Origin of the sequence: Silvania hatchlandensis (genome assembly GCF_025564065.1) — a bacterium.
Classification (GTDB): Bacteria; Pseudomonadota; Gammaproteobacteria; order Enterobacterales; family Enterobacteriaceae; genus Enterobacter; species Enterobacter hatchlandensis.
The window spans coordinates 60,511-78,926 of sequence record NZ_JAMGZK010000032.1 but is presented as its reverse complement, the minus strand read 5'-3'; the positions used below and the strand labels follow the sequence as shown (position 1 = coordinate 78,926).

The 18,416-nt window shown below is 55.0% G+C and carries 16 protein-coding genes; 11 read left to right on the top strand and 5 right to left on the bottom strand.

Annotated elements, in window-relative coordinates; genetic code table 11:
* On the top strand, nt 1–1,545 hold the full coding sequence (gene ilvA, locus M8014_RS00860) for a threonine ammonia-lyase, biosynthetic (RefSeq protein ID WP_271280702.1): 1,545 nt from the start codon (nt 1–3) through the stop codon (nt 1,543–1,545).
* Here ilvA and ilvY read toward each other — a convergent pair.
* A complete protein-coding gene (gene ilvY / locus M8014_RS00855; RefSeq protein ID WP_271280694.1) occupies nt 1,542–2,432 on the bottom strand; it encodes an HTH-type transcriptional activator IlvY in 891 nt (296 codons plus the stop codon). The genes ilvA and ilvY overlap by 4 nt on opposite strands.
* 150 nt (nt 2,433–2,582) lie before the next feature.
* Here ilvY and ilvC point away from each other — a divergent pair, with 150 nt between their 5' ends.
* Nucleotides 2,583–4,058: a ketol-acid reductoisomerase gene (gene ilvC, locus M8014_RS00850; protein WP_271280693.1), complete on the top strand. Its 1,476-nt coding sequence runs from the start codon at nt 2,583–2,585 to the stop codon at nt 4,056–4,058.
* A gap of 83 nt (nt 4,059–4,141) precedes the next feature.
* Here ilvC and ppiC (M8014_RS00845) read toward each other — a convergent pair whose 3' ends face one another.
* Together ppiC (M8014_RS00845) and ppiC (M8014_RS00840) are read right to left on the bottom strand one after the other, a co-directional pair.
* The gene (ppiC, locus tag M8014_RS00845; RefSeq protein WP_271266106.1) at nt 4,142–4,423 is read right to left on the bottom strand and encodes a peptidylprolyl isomerase PpiC; all 282 of its coding nucleotides are present in this window, start codon (nt 4,421–4,423) and stop codon (nt 4,142–4,144) included.
* Nucleotides 4,424–4,471: 48 nt separating this feature from the next.
* Nucleotides 4,472–4,753: a peptidylprolyl isomerase PpiC gene (gene ppiC / locus M8014_RS00840; protein WP_271280692.1), complete on the bottom strand. Its 282-nt coding sequence runs from the start codon at nt 4,751–4,753 to the stop codon at nt 4,472–4,474.
* Between the two features lie 111 nt (nt 4,754–4,864).
* On the opposite strand from ppiC (M8014_RS00840), the gene rep reads away from it, so the two are divergent.
* Nucleotides 4,865–6,886, top strand: a complete 2,022-nt coding sequence (gene rep, locus M8014_RS00835; protein ID WP_271280691.1) for a DNA helicase Rep — start codon at nt 4,865–4,867, stop codon at nt 6,884–6,886.
* A gap of 44 nt (nt 6,887–6,930) precedes the next feature.
* On the opposite strand, the gene gppA is transcribed toward rep, so the two are convergent.
* Nucleotides 6,931–8,415: a guanosine-5'-triphosphate,3'-diphosphate diphosphatase gene (gppA, locus tag M8014_RS00830; protein WP_271280690.1), complete on the bottom strand. Its 1,485-nt coding sequence runs from the start codon at nt 8,413–8,415 to the stop codon at nt 6,931–6,933.
* 5 nt (nt 8,416–8,420) lie between these two features.
* Nucleotides 8,421–9,686 (bottom strand): ATP-dependent RNA helicase RhlB, encoded by a 1,266-nt coding sequence (gene rhlB / locus M8014_RS00825; RefSeq protein WP_271280689.1) that lies wholly within the window; start codon nt 9,684–9,686, stop codon nt 8,421–8,423.
* Nucleotides 9,687–9,830: 144 nt separating this feature from the next.
* Between rhlB and trxA the strand changes: the two genes are divergently transcribed.
* The 8 genes from trxA (at nt 9,831) to rffA (ending at nt 18,415) form a co-directional block, all read left to right on the top strand.
* Complete coding sequence (gene trxA / locus M8014_RS00820) at nt 9,831–10,160, top strand: thioredoxin TrxA (RefSeq protein WP_006179218.1); 330 nt, start codon at nt 9,831–9,833, stop codon at nt 10,158–10,160.
* A gap of 337 nt (nt 10,161–10,497) precedes the next feature.
* Nucleotides 10,498–11,757, top strand: coding sequence for a transcription termination factor Rho (rho, locus tag M8014_RS00815; protein WP_110276891.1), 1,260 nt, complete (start codon nt 10,498–10,500; stop codon nt 11,755–11,757).
* A gap of 239 nt (nt 11,758–11,996) precedes the next feature.
* Nucleotides 11,997–13,100, top strand: a complete 1,104-nt coding sequence (gene wecA / locus M8014_RS00810; RefSeq protein ID WP_271280688.1) for a UDP-N-acetylglucosamine--undecaprenyl-phosphate N-acetylglucosaminephosphotransferase — start codon at nt 11,997–11,999, stop codon at nt 13,098–13,100.
* A gap of 12 nt (nt 13,101–13,112) precedes the next feature.
* Complete coding sequence (wzzE, locus tag M8014_RS00805; protein ID WP_271280687.1) at nt 13,113–14,159, top strand: ECA polysaccharide chain length modulation protein; 1,047 nt, start codon at nt 13,113–13,115, stop codon at nt 14,157–14,159.
* A 57-nt stretch (nt 14,160–14,216) separates the two neighbouring features.
* Nucleotides 14,217–15,347 (top strand): non-hydrolyzing UDP-N-acetylglucosamine 2-epimerase, encoded by a 1,131-nt coding sequence (gene wecB, locus M8014_RS00800; protein ID WP_271280686.1) that lies wholly within the window; start codon nt 14,217–14,219, stop codon nt 15,345–15,347.
* The gene (wecC, locus tag M8014_RS00795) at nt 15,344–16,606 is read left to right on the top strand and encodes a UDP-N-acetyl-D-mannosamine dehydrogenase (RefSeq protein ID WP_271280685.1); all 1,263 of its coding nucleotides are present in this window, start codon (nt 15,344–15,346) and stop codon (nt 16,604–16,606) included. The genes wecB and wecC overlap by 4 nt, the downstream gene beginning before the upstream one ends.
* Complete coding sequence (gene rffC, locus M8014_RS00790) at nt 16,603–17,280, top strand: dTDP-4-amino-4,6-dideoxy-D-galactose acyltransferase (RefSeq protein ID WP_271280684.1); 678 nt, start codon at nt 16,603–16,605, stop codon at nt 17,278–17,280. Before wecC ends, rffC begins: the two co-directional genes overlap by 4 nt.
* A gap of 4 nt (nt 17,281–17,284) precedes the next feature.
* On the top strand, nt 17,285–18,415 hold the full coding sequence (gene rffA, locus M8014_RS00785; protein ID WP_271280683.1) for a dTDP-4-amino-4,6-dideoxygalactose transaminase: 1,131 nt from the start codon (nt 17,285–17,287) through the stop codon (nt 18,413–18,415).
* The last annotated feature ends 1 nt before the right edge of the window (nt 18,416 follow it).

The window sequence follows — 18,416 nt, the reverse complement described above, 5'->3', positions numbered from 1 at the left end:
ATGGCCGAATCCCAACCCTTATCCGCCGCCCCTGAAGGGGCGGAATATCTCCGGGCGGTGCTGCGTGCACCGGTCTATGAAGCGGTACAGGTTACACCGTTGCAAACGATGGAGAAGCTGTCCTCGCGACTGGATAACGTTATCCTGGTGAAACGCGAAGACAGGCAGCCGGTGCACAGCTTCAAGCTGCGCGGTGCCTACGCAATGATGGCTGGGCTGACTGAAGAGCAAAAAGCGCGTGGTGTGATTACAGCGTCTGCGGGCAACCATGCTCAGGGCGTCGCTTTCTCTGCCGCGCGTCTGGGGCTAAAAGCCTTGATCGTTATGCCGGTAGCGACTGCCGATATCAAAGTGGATGCGGTACGTGGTTTTGGTGGCGAAGTCTTACTGCACGGCGCCAACTTTGACGAAGCGAAAGCCAAAGCGATTGAACTGTCGCAGCAGCAGGGCTTCACCTGGGTACCGCCGTTCGACCATCCGATGGTGATCGCCGGACAGGGTACCCTGGCACTGGAGCTGCTGCAGCAGGACGCCCATCTCGATCGCGTGTTTGTGCCGGTCGGCGGTGGCGGTCTGGCGGCAGGCGTCGCGGTGCTGATCAAACAGCTGATGCCGCAAATCAAAGTCATTGCTGTGGAAGCAGAAGATTCCGCCTGCCTGAAGGCGGCGCTGGACGCCGGACATCCGGTGGATCTGCCGCGTGTGGGTTTGTTTGCCGAAGGCGTGGCGGTGAAGCGCATCGGGGATGAAACCTTCCGCGTTTGCCGGGAGTATCTCGACGACATCATTACCGTCGACAGCGATGCAATCTGCGCGGCGATGAAAGACCTGTTCGAAGATGTGCGTGCGGTGGCGGAGCCATCGGGCGCGCTGGCGCTGGCAGGGATGAAAAAATACATCGCTCAGCACAACATTCGCGGTGAACGTCTGGCGCACGTTCTGTCGGGTGCCAACGTTAACTTCCACGGCCTGCGTTACGTCTCTGAACGCTGCGAGTTGGGTGAACAACGTGAAGCGCTACTGGCCGTGACCATCCCGGAAGAAAAAGGCAGCTTCCTGAAGTTCTGCCAGCTGCTGGGTGGCCGTTCGGTAACGGAATTTAACTATCGCTTTGCTGATGCCAAAGACGCCTGCATTTTTGTCGGCGTGCGTCTGAGTCGCGGGCTGGAAGAGCGCAAGGAGATCCTCTCCCTGCTGCACGAAGGCGGCTACAGCGTGGTGGATCTGTCTGACGACGAAATGGCGAAGCTGCACGTGCGCTATATGGTTGGCGGGCGTCCGTCGAAGCCGTTACAGGAACGTCTGTTCAGCTTCGAGTTCCCGGAATCCCCCGGCGCGTTGCTGAAATTCCTGCATACCCTGGGTACGCACTGGAATATCTCCCTGTTCCACTACCGCAGCCACGGCACTGACTTCGGTCGCGTGCTGGCGGCATTCGAACTGGGCGAGCACGAGCCAGATTTCGAAACGCGGCTCAACGAGCTGGGCTATGACTGTCACGATGAGACGCACAACCCGGCGTTCAGGTTCTTCCTTGCGGGTTAGTGATTAGGTAACAATTTCCAGAACGCATCAATGAGCGGCTCATGTAGCCGCTTTTTTTGTGCGCAGACACCAAGCTCAAACGGCGTTTTTTCATCGCTACGCTCTAAAATCATCACCCTGTTGCGCACCGGCTCCGGGCTGTTTTCCAGCACGATTTCCGGCAGCAGCGCCACGCCGCAGCCGAGCGCCACCATCGACACCATCGCCTCATGCCCGCCCACCGTGGCATAAATCGATGGATTGCTGATCTTGTGACGGCGAAACCACAGTTCGATGCGACGACGCACCGGACCCTGATCGGCCATGATAAAGGGCACCGTTGACCAGTCAGGTTCGTCGACCGACACCTGATTACGCACCGGGCACGGCAGCGCCGGGGCGATCAAGACCACCGCCAGATTCTCCAGCATCGAGAACGCCACCGCGCCCGGCAGGGTTTCCGGCTTGCCGGCAATCGCCAGGTCGGCTTCGTTGGTCACCACTTTTTCCATCGCGTCGGCGGCATCGCCGGTGGTGAGTTTAATTTCTACCGAGGGATGTTCGGCGCGAAAGCGGTCGAGGATCGGCGGCAGATGGCTATATGCCGCCGTCACCGAGCAAAAGATATGCAGTTCGCCAGAGAGCGACGGGCCCTGCTGATCGATAGTGTGGCGCAGCTGCTGATACTGCAATAGCGTTTGCTGGGCAAAAATGCGTAGCTCTTCCCCTGCTTCAGTGAGCGTGACCGTGCGGTTGTCGCGCACAAATAGCGGCTGACCGAGGTCCTCTTCCAGGCGCTGAATCTGTCGGGAGAGCGTGGAGGGGCTGACGTGCATCGCCCGCGCGCTGCGGCCAAAATGGCGGCTATCCGCCAGATGCAGGAACATTTTCAGATCGCGTAAATCCACCGCTGACACCCCACGATTTTACGTTGCAGAAATTGCAACGTGACGTTGTGAATATATCAATTTCCGCAATAAATTTCCTGTCATATAGTAAGTTCATTCTCGCATAAGCGAACCGAACAATAAGACAGTACAACATCACGAGGTATCACCATGGCTAACTACTTCAACACACTGAACCTGCGTCAGCAGCTGGCGCAACTGGGCAAATGCCGCTTCATGGCGCGCGATGAATTTGCTGATGGCGCAAGCTACCTTCAGGGTAAAAAAGTGGTCATCGTTGGCTGTGGCGCACAGGGCCTGAACCAGGGCCTTAACATGCGTGACTCCGGTCTGGATATCTCTTACGCCTTGCGTAAAGAAGCGATTGCTGAGAAGCGCGCTTCATGGCGCAAAGCGACCGAAAACGGTTTCAAAGTCGGTACCTACGAAGAGCTGATCCCGCAGGCGGACCTGGTGGTTAACCTGACGCCGGACAAACAGCACTCCGACGTTGTGCGTTCCGTACAGCCGCTGATGAAAGACGGCGCCGCCCTGGGTTATTCCCACGGTTTCAACATTGTTGAAGTGGGCGAGCAGATCCGTAAAGACATCACCGTCGTCATGGTGGCGCCGAAGTGCCCGGGTACCGAAGTCCGTGAAGAGTACAAACGTGGTTTCGGTGTTCCGACGCTGATCGCGGTTCACCCGGAAAACGATCCAAAAGGCGAAGGCATGGCGATTGCGAAAGCCTGGGCAGCTGCAACCGGTGGACACCGTGCGGGCGTGCTGGAATCCTCCTTCGTGGCAGAAGTGAAATCTGACCTGATGGGCGAGCAAACTATTCTGTGCGGTATGCTGCAGGCGGGCTCTCTGCTGTGCTTCGACAAGCTGGTGGAAGAAGGCACCGACCCGACTTACGCAGAAAAACTGATTCAGTTCGGCTGGGAAACCATCACCGAAGCGCTGAAGCAGGGCGGTATCACCCTGATGATGGATCGTCTGTCTAATCCGGCGAAACTGCGTGCTTATGCGCTGTCCGAACAGCTGAAAGAGATTATGGCGCCGCTGTTCCAGAAACACATGGACGACATCATCTCCGGCGAGTTCTCTTCCGGCATGATGGCTGACTGGGCCAATGACGACAAAAACCTGCTGACCTGGCGTGAAGAGACCGGTAAAACCGCGTTCGAAACCGCTGCACAGTTTGACGGCAAAATCAGTGAGCAGGAATACTTTGATAAAGGCGTTCTGATGATTGCCATGGTGAAAGCAGGCGTTGAGCTGGCATTCGAAACCATGGTTGATTCCGGCATTATCGAAGAGTCCGCTTACTACGAATCACTGCACGAGCTGCCGCTGATTGCGAACACCATCGCCCGTAAGCGTCTGTATGAAATGAACGTGGTTATCTCTGATACCGCGGAGTACGGTAACTATCTGTTCTCTTACGCTTGCGTACCGCTGCTGACAGAGTTCATGACTACCCTGCAGGCAGGCGATCTCGGTAAAGCTGTTGCAGATGGCGCAGTAGACAACGCCCAGCTGCGTGACGTAAACGAAGCGATTCGCAGCCATGCGATCGAGAGCGTAGGTCATAAACTGCGTGGCTACATGACCGATATGAAACGTATCGCGGTAGCAGGCTAATAAAAGTCGTCGGGTGGCGCTTCGCTTACTCGACCTACAACATGAAAAACCCGGTAGGCGCTAGCGCCACCGGGTTTTTTATATTAGTTACGATACAACACTTTGATGATGTGGTATCCGAACTGGGTGTGCAGTGGGCCAGTTGGCTCCAGCACCGGGCAAGAGAACACGACTTTATCGAACGCCGGAACCATCTGGCCCTGACGGAATTCACCTAAGTGGCCGCCTTTTTTACCGGACGGGCAGGTGGAGTGTTTCTTCGCCAGCTTCTCGAAGTCACCGCCGTTCTTAATCTGCTCCAGAAGTTCCAGAGCCAGTTTTTCTTCTTTAACAAGGATATGCAGTGCTGCTGCTGTTTTTGCCATGATGTGCGCCTTCAAAGCGGGAAATATGGCTGGCGATTTTAGCATGGCTTATCGTCGAAATAGCACCTTGATGATGTGGTAACCGAATTTGGTTTTCACCGGTCCGTAGGGTTTTGACAGTGGACAACTAAAGACGGCCTCATCAAATGGCTTAACCATCATCCCCTGCTTAAACTCCCCCAGATCGCCGCCGTTGCGCCCGGTCGGACAGCGGGAGTAGCGTTTGGCCAGATGATCGAAGCTGATGCCGCGTTCAAGCTTGGCAAGGATCTCCTGTGCCAGCTTCTCTTCTTTTACCAGAATGTGCAGGGCCGCTGCGGTCTTTTTCATGGTTCTGCTCTCGGGGTTTATCGCTTTTCTTCACTTTATCATTAGCCGGTAAATCTGCGCCCGGCTTTCTGCTACAATCCCCACCCCGTTCGAAGATTGAGCAATATTCCTATGCGTTTAAACCCTGGACAACAACAAGCGGTCGAATTTGTTACTGGACCATGCCTGGTGCTGGCAGGGGCTGGTTCCGGCAAAACCCGCGTGATTACCAATAAAATCGCCCACCTGATCCGTGGTTGTGGCTATCAGGCTCGCCATATCGCGGCGGTGACCTTTACCAACAAAGCCGCGCGTGAGATGAAAGAGCGCGTCGGGCAAACGCTGGGACGTAAAGAGGCACGTGGCCTGATGATCTCCACCTTCCATACACTGGGCCTGGATATCATTAAGCGCGAATACGCCGCCCTGGGAATGAAATCGAACTTTTCTCTGTTTGACGACACCGATCAGGTTGCGCTGCTCAAGGAACTCACAGAAGGGCTGATTGAAGACGACAAAGTGGTGCTGCAGCAGCTGATCTCGACGATCTCTAACTGGAAGAACGATCTGATGGATCCCGCCCAGGCAGCGGTGAGTGCCAAAGGCGAGCGGGATCGGATCTTCGCCCACTGCTACAGCCTGTACCACGATCACCTCAAGGCCTGCAATGTGCTGGATTTTGACGACCTGATCCTGCTGCCGACGCTGTTGCTGCAACGTAATGAAGAGGTGCGCGAGCGCTGGCAGAACAAGATCCGCTATCTGCTGGTGGATGAATACCAGGACACCAACACCAGTCAGTACGAGCTGGTGAAATTGCTGGTAGGACAGCGGGCACGTTTTACCGTGGTGGGCGACGACGATCAATCAATCTACTCCTGGCGCGGCGCTCGTCCGCAAAATCTGGTGCTCTTGAGCAAGGATTTCCCGGCTCTGCAGGTCATCAAGCTGGAGCAAAATTACCGCTCATCGGGGCGTATTCTGAAAGCGGCAAACATCCTGATCGCCAATAACCCGCACGTCTTCGAAAAACGCCTCTTCTCCGAGCTGGGCTACGGCAGCGAACTGAAGGTATTAAGCGCCAATAACGAAGATCATGAAGCCGAGCGCGTGGCTGGCGAGCTGATCGCGCATCACTTTATTAATAAAACTCATTACAAAGATTACGCCATTCTCTATCGCGGCAATCATCAGTCGCGGGTCTTTGAAAAGATGCTGATGCAGAACCGTATCCCATACAAAATTTCTGGCGGGACGTCGTTCTTCTCACGCCCTGAAATCAAAGATCTGCTCGCCTACCTGCGGGTGCTGACCAATCCAAATGATGACAGCGCCTTTTTACGCATCGTGAACACGCCGAAGCGCGAGATTGGCCCGGCAACATTGCAAAAACTCGGCGAGTGGGCGATGACCCGCAACAAAAGCTTATTTACCGCCAGCTTCGATATGGGGCTGAGCCAGACGCTAGCTGGACGTGGCTATGAATCGCTGACGCGCTTTACCCACTGGTTGGGCGAGATCCAACAGCTGAGTGAGCGTGAGCCCATTTCCGCAGTACGCGATTTGATCCGCGGCATTGACTATGAGTCCTGGCTGTATGAGACCTCCGCCAGCCCGAAAGCGGCAGAAATGCGGATGAAAAACGTCAATCAGCTCTTTAGCTGGATGACCGAGATGCTGGAAGGATCGGATATCGATGAGCCGATGACTCTGACTCAGGTCGTTACGCGTTTTACGCTGCGGGATATGATGGAGCGCGGTGAAAGCGAGGAGGAAGCGGATCAGGTGCAGCTGATGACGCTCCATGCGTCCAAGGGACTTGAGTTCCCGTACGTTTACCTGGTGGGCATGGAAGAGGGCTTACTGCCACATCAGAGCAGCATCGAAGAAGAGAACGTCGATGAGGAGCGCCGTCTGGCCTACGTTGGCATTACGCGTGCGCAGAAAGAGCTGACGTTTACCCTCTGCAAAGAGCGCCGTCAGTATGGCGAAACGGTGCGTCCGGAGCCGAGCCGTTTCCTGCTGGAGTTGCCGCAGGACGACATCATGTGGGAGCAGGAGCGAAAAGTGATTACCGCTGAGGAACGAATGCACAAAGGCCAGGCCAGTATCGCTAATATTCGGGCGATGATGGAGAAAGCCAAAGGTCGCTAGTGTTGAAGGCCCGGCAGGCATAGCGCCACCGGGCGAATAGCGGATTACTGAACGTCCAGCACCCAGTGCACATAGCTCTGCCACTGACATTCCTGCTCGATCATTTCTGATGCCAGCGGGTGATTATCCAGCCACTTTTCTGGCATCGTCAGCTCGAGCTTTTCACCTGCCACATTCATTGTAATGGCTGGAAGCAAATCATCCCGACGGCGACTTGCAAAGATAATCGCCAGACGTAGCAGACGACAAAGATGTTCCGCCACGCGCGGCGGCACCGCATTTTGCTGGTGGAGCGAAGAGAGGTCAACGGGGTTAGTTTGGTTTAAAACCAGCGTCGCCAGCAGTGTCTTTTGCGCGGGGGTAAAGCCGGGCAGATCGAGGTTGCGAACCATGTAGGCGGCATGCTGCGGGGCTTGCTTAAAATCTACGCTCAGACCTATCTCATGCAGCTGACAGGCGCTTAACAACAGTTCGCGGCTGATGGGCTCAAGATGCCACTCATCTTCAACCTGATCGAGAAAACTCACCGCAAGATTCGCCACCCGGTGCGCCTGTTCGATATCCACCATGAACCGACGCTGAACATTGCGCAGCGTATGGTTGCGAATATCCTGATCCACCGCCAGATGCAGCATGCCGTAGACCAGACCTTCCCGCAGCGCACCGCCCGCAAGGGTCATGCACTGAATGTTCAGCTCGGTGAAAATAGCAATCAGAATCGCCAGCCCGCTGGGGAATACCAGCGTGCGCTCCAGCGTGAGACCTTCGATTTCCAGCTCTTCCAGGCGTCCACAATGGATGGCGCGCTGCTTCAGCTGCTGGAGTTTGGCCAGTGTGATGCGCTCGTCCATCCCCTGCGCCATCATGATTTCCTGCAGCGCCTGCACCGTGCCGGAGGCACCGACGCAGACTTTCCAGCCATGGTAACGCAGCGCATTGGTTACCGGACGTAAGACTTCCCGTGCGGCTTTTTCGGCTTCATCGAAGTTTTCTTGCGCCAGGTTGCGATCGGTGAAGTAGCGCTCAAGCCAGGTGACGCAGCCCATCGACAGGCTATTCAGGGAGGTGGCCTGCGCCCCGTTACCCGTGACCAGTTCCGTGCTTGCGCCGCCGATATCAACGACAAGACGATGTTCATCGCCACCAGTGGTATGCGCCACACCCTGGTAAATAAGCCTGGCCTCTTCTTGACCGCTGATCACATGGACAGGGCAGCCCAGGATCGCCTCTGCGGACGCAATAAACTCCCCGGCATTCACCGCCAACCGCAGGGTTGCCGTCGCGACAACGCGAATTTGCAGGGAGGGAATATCTTGCAGGCGTTCAGCAAAGAGACGCAGACATTGCCAGCCGCGCTCCATTGCTTCAGAAGAGAGATGATTATTGGCGCCGAGGCCCGCTGCGAGGCGGACCTTGCGCTTAATACGCGTCAGCGTCTGAATGCTTCCCGCCACCTCGCGCACAACCAGCATATGAAAACTATTCGAACCCAAATCAATAGCTGCATAGAGCGAGGCGGAACGGAGCATGTTTTTTAGCCTGAACGACGACGATTACGCGGTGCGCTGGAACGGCGCGGGCCATTGCCGGAACGCGCGCGAGTCAGGCGCTTCGGCGGTGGTAACTCACTCATCAGGGCATCCGGGTTGTACTTGCTGACCGGAATGGAGTGCCCGATATAGGTTTCAATCGCCGGCAGGTTCAGCGCGTACTCTTCACAGGCGAGGCTGATTGAGTTGCCGCTGGCACCTGCACGACCAGTACGGCCGATACGGTGAACGTAATCTTCGCAGTCATCAGGCAGGTCATAATTGAACACGTGCGTTACGGCCGGAATGTGCAGACCACGTGCGGCAACGTCCGTTGCTACCAGAATATCCAGATCGCCACGGGTGAACTCTTCAAGAATGCGCAGACGTTTTTTCTGTGCAACATCGCCGGTCAACAGACCTACGCGGTGTCCGTCTGCAGCCAGGTGGCCCCAGATATCTTCGCAGCGGTGCTTGGTGTTGGCGAAAACGATCGCACGGTCTGGCCACTCTTCTTCAATCAGCGTCTGCAGCAGGCGCATTTTTTCGTCGTTAGAAGGGTAGAAGAGTTCTTCTTTAATACGGTGGCCGGTTTTCTGTTCCGGTTCTACTTCGACGTACTCGGCGTTGTTCATCTGCTCGAACGCCAGTTCGCGCACGCGATAGGACAGCGTTGCGGAGAACAGCATGTTCAGGCGCTGGTTCGCGACAGGCATACGACGGAACAGCCAGCGAATATCTTTAATAAAGCCCAGATCGTACATGCGATCGGCTTCATCCAGCACCACAACCTGGATCGCGCCAAGGTTGATGTGATTCTGTTTGGCGTAGTCGATAAGGCGGCCCGTGGTGCCGATCAGAATATCGACGCCGCTTTCCAGCACTTTCAGCTGTTTGTCATAACCGTCACCGCCGTAGGCCAGGCCGAGTTTCAGGCCAGTGGCTTGCGCCAGAGGTTCTGCGTCAGCATGGATCTGTACCGCCAGTTCTCGCGTCGGGGCCATGATCAGCGCGCGCGGTTGGTTAACTTTACGGTCAGCAATTGTCGGGTGAGAAAGTAAATAATGAAACGTTGACGTTAAAAACGCCATCGTTTTGCCAGTACCGGTTTGCGCCTGCCCTGCAACATCGCGACCTGCCAGCGTGAGCGGGAGGGCGAGAGCCTGAATGGGCGTGCAGTTATGAAACCCTTTATTTTCAAGGGCTTCAATGACTTTTGGGTGCAGGGCGAAGTCGGAAAACTTCTGTTCTGTTAAATGTGTTTTGCTCATAGTGTGGTAGAATATCAGCTTACTATTGCTTTACGAAAGCGTATCCGGTGAAATAAAGTCAACCTTTAGTTGGTTAATGCTCCATCAACACGTCGTTGATGGATGCTACATCAACGCGCCAGGCTTATTCCTGTGGAGTTATATATGAGCGATAAAATTATTCACCTGACTGACGACAGTTTTGACACGGACGTACTTAAAGCTGACGGGCTGATCCTCGTCGATTTCTGGGCTGAATGGTGTGGTCCTTGCAAAATGATCGCCCCGATTCTGGATGAGATCGCCGACGAATATCAGGGCAAACTGACCGTTGCTAAACTGAACATCGACCAGAACCCGGGCACCGCACCGAAGTACGGTATCCGTGGCATCCCGACGCTGCTGTTGTTTAAAAACGGCGAAGTCGCGGCGACCAAAGTGGGCGCACTGTCCAAAGGTCAACTGAAAGAGTTCCTGGACGCTAATCTGGCGTAAGGTTTCTCGGCTGTGCGTCCGGGGTTTCTAAATTGTTTGGATCTCTGGACGCCCGGCATTAGTCGTGCTAAGTTAGCTATGACTACGTTTTAAACATACCTTGTTGTTTGAATCTTGTTTGACCCGATACTTCCCGTTGTTGCGATACACAGTGCGAGAAGTGGATAGATTCCGGGCTTGTCACTCAATCCGTCTTGTCGTTTCAGTTCTGTGCTTTCCCTGTAAGCAGACAGCGAACAGACATGAGTTGATGGCCGCTAACAGGCATGGATGACCCTGCCATACCATTCACAAATTAAGTTCGAGTATTACCCCGAGTTTAAGAACCCACACCATTATGAATCTTACCGAATTAAAGAATACGCCGGTTTCTGAGCTGATCACTCTCGGCGAAAATATGGGGCTGGAAAACCAGGCCCGTATGCGCAAGCAGGACATCATTTTTGCCATCCTGAAGCAGCACGCAAAGAGTGGCGAAGATATCTTTGGCGACGGTGTGCTGGAAATATTGCAGGATGGATTTGGTTTCCTCCGCTCTGGAGACAGCTCCTACCTCGCCGGTCCTGATGATATCTACGTTTCTCCCAGCCAAATCCGCCGTTTCAACCTCCGCACCGGTGACACCATTTCAGGTAAGATTCGTCCTCCTAAAGAGGGTGAACGCTACTTTGCGCTGTTGAAAGTTAACGAAGTTAACTACGACAAACCGGAAAATGCGCGTAACAAAATCCTGTTTGAAAACTTAACGCCGCTGCACGCGAACTCGCGTCTGCGTATGGAGCGTGGTAATGGGTCTACTGAAGACTTAACCGCTCGCGTGCTGGATCTGGCCTCTCCGATTGGTCGTGGTCAGCGTGGTCTGATTGTGGCACCGCCAAAAGCGGGTAAAACCATGTTGCTGCAGAACATCGCGCAGAGCATTGCCTATAATCACCCTGACTGCGTGCTGATGGTGCTGCTGATTGACGAACGTCCGGAAGAAGTGACTGAGATGCAGCGTCTGGTGAAAGGCGAAGTGATTGCTTCGACCTTTGACGAACCGGCATCACGTCACGTTCAGGTTGCCGAGATGGTGATCGAGAAGGCGAAGCGTCTGGTTGAGCATAAGAAAGACGTTATCATCCTGCTCGACTCCATCACCCGTCTGGCACGTGCCTACAACACCGTGGTTCCGGCTTCCGGTAAAGTGTTGACCGGTGGTGTGGACGCGAACGCCCTGCATCGTCCAAAACGCTTCTTCGGTGCGGCACGTAACGTGGAAGAGGGCGGCAGCCTGACCATCATCGCGACAGCGCTGGTCGACACCGGCTCTAAAATGGATGAGGTTATCTACGAAGAGTTTAAAGGTACAGGTAACATGGAACTGCACCTCTCTCGTAAAATCGCTGAAAAACGCGTCTTCCCGGCTATCGACTACAACCGTTCCGGTACCCGTAAAGAAGAGCTGCTCACCACTCAGGAAGAGCTGCAGAAAATGTGGATCCTACGCAAAATCATCCATCCAATGGGTGAAATCGATGCGATGGAGTTCCTTATTAATAAGCTGGCGATGACCAAAACCAACGACGATTTCTTCGATATGATGAAACGCTCGTAATCTAAATAAAGACTCAAACGCCACGTTTTTACGTGGCGTTTTTCTTTTGTGGCTTATACGCTGTAATTTCAGACAGCCCCTGTTTACTGACGAGTCAGAAAATAGGAATGTTCGTCAAAGTTAAAAATTAATTGTTTGAAAAATAAACAAAGGGACTTGTGAGAGGTCTGCTTTTTCCTTCTGGAGCCGGGCCTTCAAGGTTATACTTCCAGGATTAACTTTCGTTGAGAGCATCCATTGTGAATCTACTCACTGCGGTGACTGAGCTAGTCAGTATTTTTCTTTTCACCACCTGCTTTTTGTTTTTCGCCCGTAAGGTGGCGAAACGTGTGGGGTTGGTGGATAAACCCAATTTTCGTAAACGCCATCAAGGTCTGATTCCGCTGGTTGGCGGGATCTCTGTTTATGCCGGGATCTGCTTCACCTTTGCGATTGCGGATTACTACATCCCGCACGCTGCACTCTATCTGGCCTGTGCCGGTGTGCTGGTGCTGGTGGGTGCCCTTGATGACCGATTCGACATTAGCGTGAAGTTCCGTGCCGCTGTTCAGGCGGGCATCGGTGTAGTGATGATGGTCGTCGGCAAGCTCTATCTCAGTAGCCTTGGCTACATCTTTGGTACCTGGGAGATGGTGCTCGGCCCGTTCGGCTATTTTCTGACGCTCTTTGCCGTGTGGGCGGCGATAAACGCCTTTAACATGGTCGACGGCATTGATGGCCTGTTGGGCGGTCTTTCCAGCGTCTCGTTCGCCGCGATCGGCATCATCCTGTGGTTTGACGGGCAGTACAGCCTGTCGATGTGGTGTTTTGCGATGATCGCCGCCATTCTGCCGTATATCTGCCTGAACCTTGGCGTACTTGGGCGCCGCTACAAAGTGTTTATGGGCGATGCAGGCAGTACGTTAATCGGATTTACCGTTATCTGGATCCTGCTGGAAACGACCCAGGGGAATACCCATCCGATAAGCCCGGTAACTGCGCTGTGGATTATTGCCATCCCGCTGATGGACATGGTGGCGATTATGTACCGCCGTCTGCGTAAGGGCATGAGTCCTTTCTCGCCAGACCGTCAACACATCCACCATTTGATTATGCGAGCGGGCTTCACCTCGCGTCAGGCATTTGTCCTCATCACCCTGGCGGCTGCGCTTCTGGCCGGGATTGGTGTTGCAGCAGAATATTTGCATATCGTTCCTGAATGGGTAATGTTGGTATTATTCTTGCTTGCCTTTTTCCTGTACGGCTATTGCATTAAGCGTGCATGGAAAGTGGCGCGATTTATTAAACGTGTAAAACGCAGGATGCGTCGAAATAATGGCAATAACCCAACTTTAACTAAGTAAATCGGGATTGTAATGACTCAACCGTTGGCGGGAGCAGATGTTGTGGTGACTGAGAATGAGCTGGATGTTCGTGGCTTGTTCCGCGTGTTATGGGCGGGCAAGTTTTGGATTGCAGGAGTTGCGCTGGGCTTTGCGCTACTCGCACTGGCTTATACCTTTTTCGCCAGACAGGAATGGAGCGCAACGGCTATCACCGATCGTCCGACAGTGAACATGCTTGGGGGTTTTTACTCCCAACAGCAGTTTCTGCGCAATCTGGATGTCAAAGCGAATCTTACGCCGACAGACCTACCTTCGGTTATGGATGAGTCTTATAAAGAGTTCGTGATGCAACTCGCCTCCTGGGATACGCGTCGCGATTTCTGGAACCAGACGGATTATTTCAAACAGCGGAGAGTCGGCAACAGCAAAGAGGATGCCGCCCTTCTTGATGAGCTGATCAATAACATCCAGTTTATGGCGGGTGACCCGCTGCGCAACATTAACGACAGCGTCAAGCTGATCGCCGAAACCGCGCCGGATGCTAACAACCTGCTGCGCCAGTACGTCGCTTTTGCCAGCCAGCGGGCGGCAAGCCATCTTAATGATGAGCTGAAAGGTGCGTGGTCGGCGAGGACTATCCAGATGAAAGCGCAGGTGAAACGTCAGGAAGAGGTGGCCAAAGCGATCTTTACCCGTCGGATCCACACCATTGAGCAGGCGCTGAAAGTGGCGGAGAAAAGCAATATCTCCCGCAGTGAAACTGACGTCCCTGCTGATGAACTGCCTGACTCAGAAATGTTCCTGCTTGGCCGGCCAATGCTGCAGGCCCGACTGGAAAACCTGCAGGCTGTAGGGCCTGATTTTGACCTGGACTACGACCAAAACCGCGCCATGCTGACTACCCTCAACGTGGGTCCGACACTGGACCCACGTTTTCAGACCTATCGTTATTTGCGAACTCCTGAAGAACCTGTAAAACGCGATAGTCCACGTCGCGCATTCCTGATGATTATGTGGGGGATTGTGGGTGCTTTAATTGGCGCTGGCGTGGCCTTAACGCGTCGTCGCAAAATTTAAGAACGCCATCTACGATGAAGGCTCATGGCCTTCATCGCCTAATCGAAGAGAATCGATGTGAAAGTACTTACCGTCTTTGGTACACGGCCGGAAGCCATCAAGATGGCGCCTCTGGTGCATGCGCTGGCAAATGATCCTGATTTTGAAGCGAAGGTATGCGTGACTGCGCAGCACCGTGAGATGCTCGATCAGGTCCTTAATCTGTTTTCTATTGTTCCCGATTACGACCTCAATATTATGAAGCCGGGGCAAGGATTAACCGAAATTACCTGCCGTATTCTGGAAGGGTTAAAACCCATTCTGGAGTCATTTAAGCCTGACGTGGTGCTGGTTCATGGCGATACCACTACCACCATCGCGACCAGCCTGGCGGCCTTTTACCAGCGTATACCGGTGGGTCATGTGGAAGCCGGGTTACGTACCGGCGATCTCTATTCTCCGTGGCCAGAAGAGGCAAACCGGACGCTGACCGGCCATCTGGCGATGTATCATTTCGCGCCGACCGAGAATTCACGGCAAAACCTGCGCCGGGAAAATATCGCTGACCAGCATATCTTTGTGACCGGCAATACGGTGATTGATGCGCTGATCTGGGTGCGCGATCGGGTGCTGGCAAGCGACACCCTACGCGGTGAGCTTGCCGAGCGGTATCCATTCCTCGCCAACGGCAAAAAAATGATTCTGGTTACGGGCCACCGCCGGGAAAGCTTTGGCCAGGGCTTCGAGCAAATTTGTCACGCGCTGGCGCAAATCGCCGCACAAAATGAAGATGTGCAGATCGTCTATCCGGTGCATCTCAATCCCAACGTCAGTGAGCCGGTCAATCGTATTCTTGGCCACGTTGAAAACGTCATTCTGATTGAGCCGCAGGACTATCTGCCCTTCGTCTGGCTGATGAATCATGCCTGGCTGATCCTGACGGATTCCGGCGGGATTCAGGAAGAAGCGCCGTCACTGGGCAAACCGGTGCTGGTGATGCGTGAAACCACCGAACGCCCGGAAGCGGTGAAAGCGGGAACGGTACGTCTGGTGGGCACCGATTCGCGGCTGATCGTTGAAGAGGTGACGCGCCTGCTGCACGACGACGGAGAGTACCAGGCCATGAGCCGTGCCCATAACCCTTATGGCGACGGACAAGCCTGTGACCGTATTTTGTACGCACTTAAACACAATCGGGTATCGCTATGAGTTTTACTACCATTTCTGTCATTGGTCTTGGCTACATTGGGCTGCCAACGGCGGCGGCATTTGCCTCACGTCAAAAACAGGTAGTGGGCGTGGATATTAACCAGCATGCGGTTGACACCATCAATCGTGGTGAAATTCATATCGTTGAACCGGATCTCGACAAGGTCGTGAAAGTGGCCGTTGAGGGAGGATTCCTGAAGGCCAGCACGACGCCTGTGGTCGCCGATGCTTACCTGATTGCCGTGCCGACGCCGTTCAAAGGCGACCACGAGCCGGATATGGTGTATGTCGAAGCGGCAGCCAAATCCCTCGCCCCGGTGCTGAAAAAAGGCGCGCTGGTGATCCTGGAATCGACGTCACCGGTTGGCGCCACCGAGCAGATGGCCCAGTGGCTGGCCGACGCACGCCCGGATCTGACATTCCCGCAGCAGACGGGTGAACAGGCAGATATTAACATCGCCTACTGCCCGGAGCGCGTGCTACCGGGGCAGGTGATGGTTGAACTGATTAAGAATGACCGCGTGATCGGCGGGATGACCCCGGTTTGTTCCGCCCGCGCCAGCGAGCTGTATAACATTTTCCTGGAAGGTGAGTGCGTGGTAACCAACTCCCGCACCGCAGAAATGTGTAAGCTGACGGAAAACAGCTTCCGCGACGTCAATATCGCATTTGCCAACGAGCTGTCGCTGATTTGCGCCGATCAGGGGATTAACGTCTGGGAACTGATTCGCCTGGCAAATCGCCATCCTCGCGTCAATATTCTGCAACCTGGTCCTGGGGTCGGTGGCCACTGCATCGCGGTCGATCCCTGGTTCATCGTGGCGCAAAACCCCAACCAGGCGCGTCTTATCCGCACTGCCCGCGAAGTGAATGACAGCAAACCGCACTGGGTGCTGGATCAGGTGAAAGCCACCGTTGCCGATTGCCTGACCCAGAGCGGCAAGCGCGCAAATGAGCTGACCATCGCCTGTTTTGGCCTGGCATTTAAGCCGAACATTGACGATCTGCGTGAAAGCCCGGCGATGGAAATTGCGGAAATGATCGCCCACTGGCACAGCGGCGAAACGCAGGTGGTTGAGCCGAATATCCATACGCTGCCGAACAAGCTGGCCGGTCACTGCACCCTGACAAGCGTGGATGACGCGCTGGCCGGGGCGGATGTGCTGGTGCTGCTGGTGGATCACAATCAATTTAAAGCGATTCCCGGTGATGCCGTGCAGCAAAATTATATCGTTGATACCAAAGGTGTCTGGCGTTGAGTCAGCTGCACGGCACGTTACAGCCGCTGGACTGGGAAAGTCAGTTTTTCTCTCTGCCCAGCGCGATTGTGCGGGTCTCGGATGATGCCTCGCCGCTGATCGCCTCCGATTTTACGCCCTGGCAGCGCGTGCAGGCAAAAATCCCGGCCACCCGTGCCGACTGGCTGGACGCGCTCCAGCAGCAGGGGTTCCGGCTGGTTGAAGGCGAAGTCGATCTCGCGATTGCCGTGACGCAACACCTAAGTCCGGGTGTGGAAAAGGCGACGGAACAGGATATTCCTGCGCTGCGCCAGCTTGCCGCGCAGGCTTTCGCCCAGAGCCGCTTTCGCGCGCCATGGTACGCTCCCGATGACAGCGGTCGCTTCTACGCCCAGTGGATCGAGAATGCGGTGAAAGGCACCTTCGACCATCTTTGCCTCGTATTCCGCGCCCCGGATGGCGTCATCCAGGGTTTTGTCTCTCTGCGTCAGTTGAACGATACAGAAGCGCGTATCGGCCTGTTGGCCGGTCGTGGGATGGGCGAGAAACTGATGCAGGCGGCGCTGGGCTGGACCCAGCAGCAGCAGCTTTCCACGTTGCGGGTGGCGACCCAGATGGGCAACACCGCCGCGCTTAAACGTTACATTGCAAGCGGTGGCAACATTGAATCGACCGCTTACTGGCTATACAGGTGACAAGATGATCCCATTTAATGCGCCTCCCGTGGTGGGCACCGAACTCGATTACATGCAGTCTGCGATGGGCAGCGGCAAATTGTGTGGCGATGGCGGCTATACGCGCCGTTGCCAGCAGTGGATGGAGCAACGCTTCCAGAGTGCGAAGGTTCTGCTGACCCCATCCTGCACCGCATCGCTGGAGATGGCCGCGCTGCTGCTGGACATCGGTCCTGGTGATGAAGTGATCATGCCGAGCTACACCTTCGTCTCGACGGCAAATGCCTTCGTGCTGCGCGGGGCGAAAATCGTCTTTGTAGATATCCGCCCGGATACCATGAACATTGACGAGACGCTGATTGAAGCGGCGATCACCGACAAGACCCGGGCGATTGTGCCGGTGCACTACGCCGGCGTGGCCTGCGAGATGGACACCATCATGGCTCTCGCTAAAAAGCACAACCTGTTCGTGGTAGAAGATGCCGCCCAGGGCGTGATGTCCACCTACAAAGGTCGCGCGCTGGGCACCATCGGTCATATCGGCTGCTTTAGCTTCCACGAAACCAAAAACTACACCGCGGGCGGTGAAGGCGGCGCAACGCTGATTAACGACCGCGCGCTGATCGAACGCGCTGAAATTATCCGCGAGAAAGGCACCAACCGCAGCCAGTTCTTCCGTGGGCAGGTGGATAAGTACACCTGGCGCGATATCGGTTCCAGCTACCTGATGGCGGATCTGCAGGCGGCGTACCTGTGGGCCCAGCTGGAAGCGGCCGACCGCATCAACCAGCAGCGTCTGGCGCTGTGGCAGACCTACTACGATGCGCTGGCTCCGCTGGCGCGTAAAGGCCGTATCGAACTGCCAACCCTTCCGGCTGACTGTGTGCACAACGCGCATATGTTCTACATCAAGCTGCGGGATAACGACGATCGCAGCGCGCTGATCGCGTATCTGAAAGAAGCCGAGATCATGGCGGTGTTCCACTACATTCCGCTGCACTCCAGTCCGGCAGGCGAAGCCTTTGGCGAGTTCATTGGCGACGATCGCTTTACGACTAAAGAAAGTGAGCGGTTACTCCGCTTGCCGCTGTTCTACAACCTCGCTGCGGTCAATCAGCGCACGGTCATTAATACCCTTCTGAGTTACTTCGGCTGAT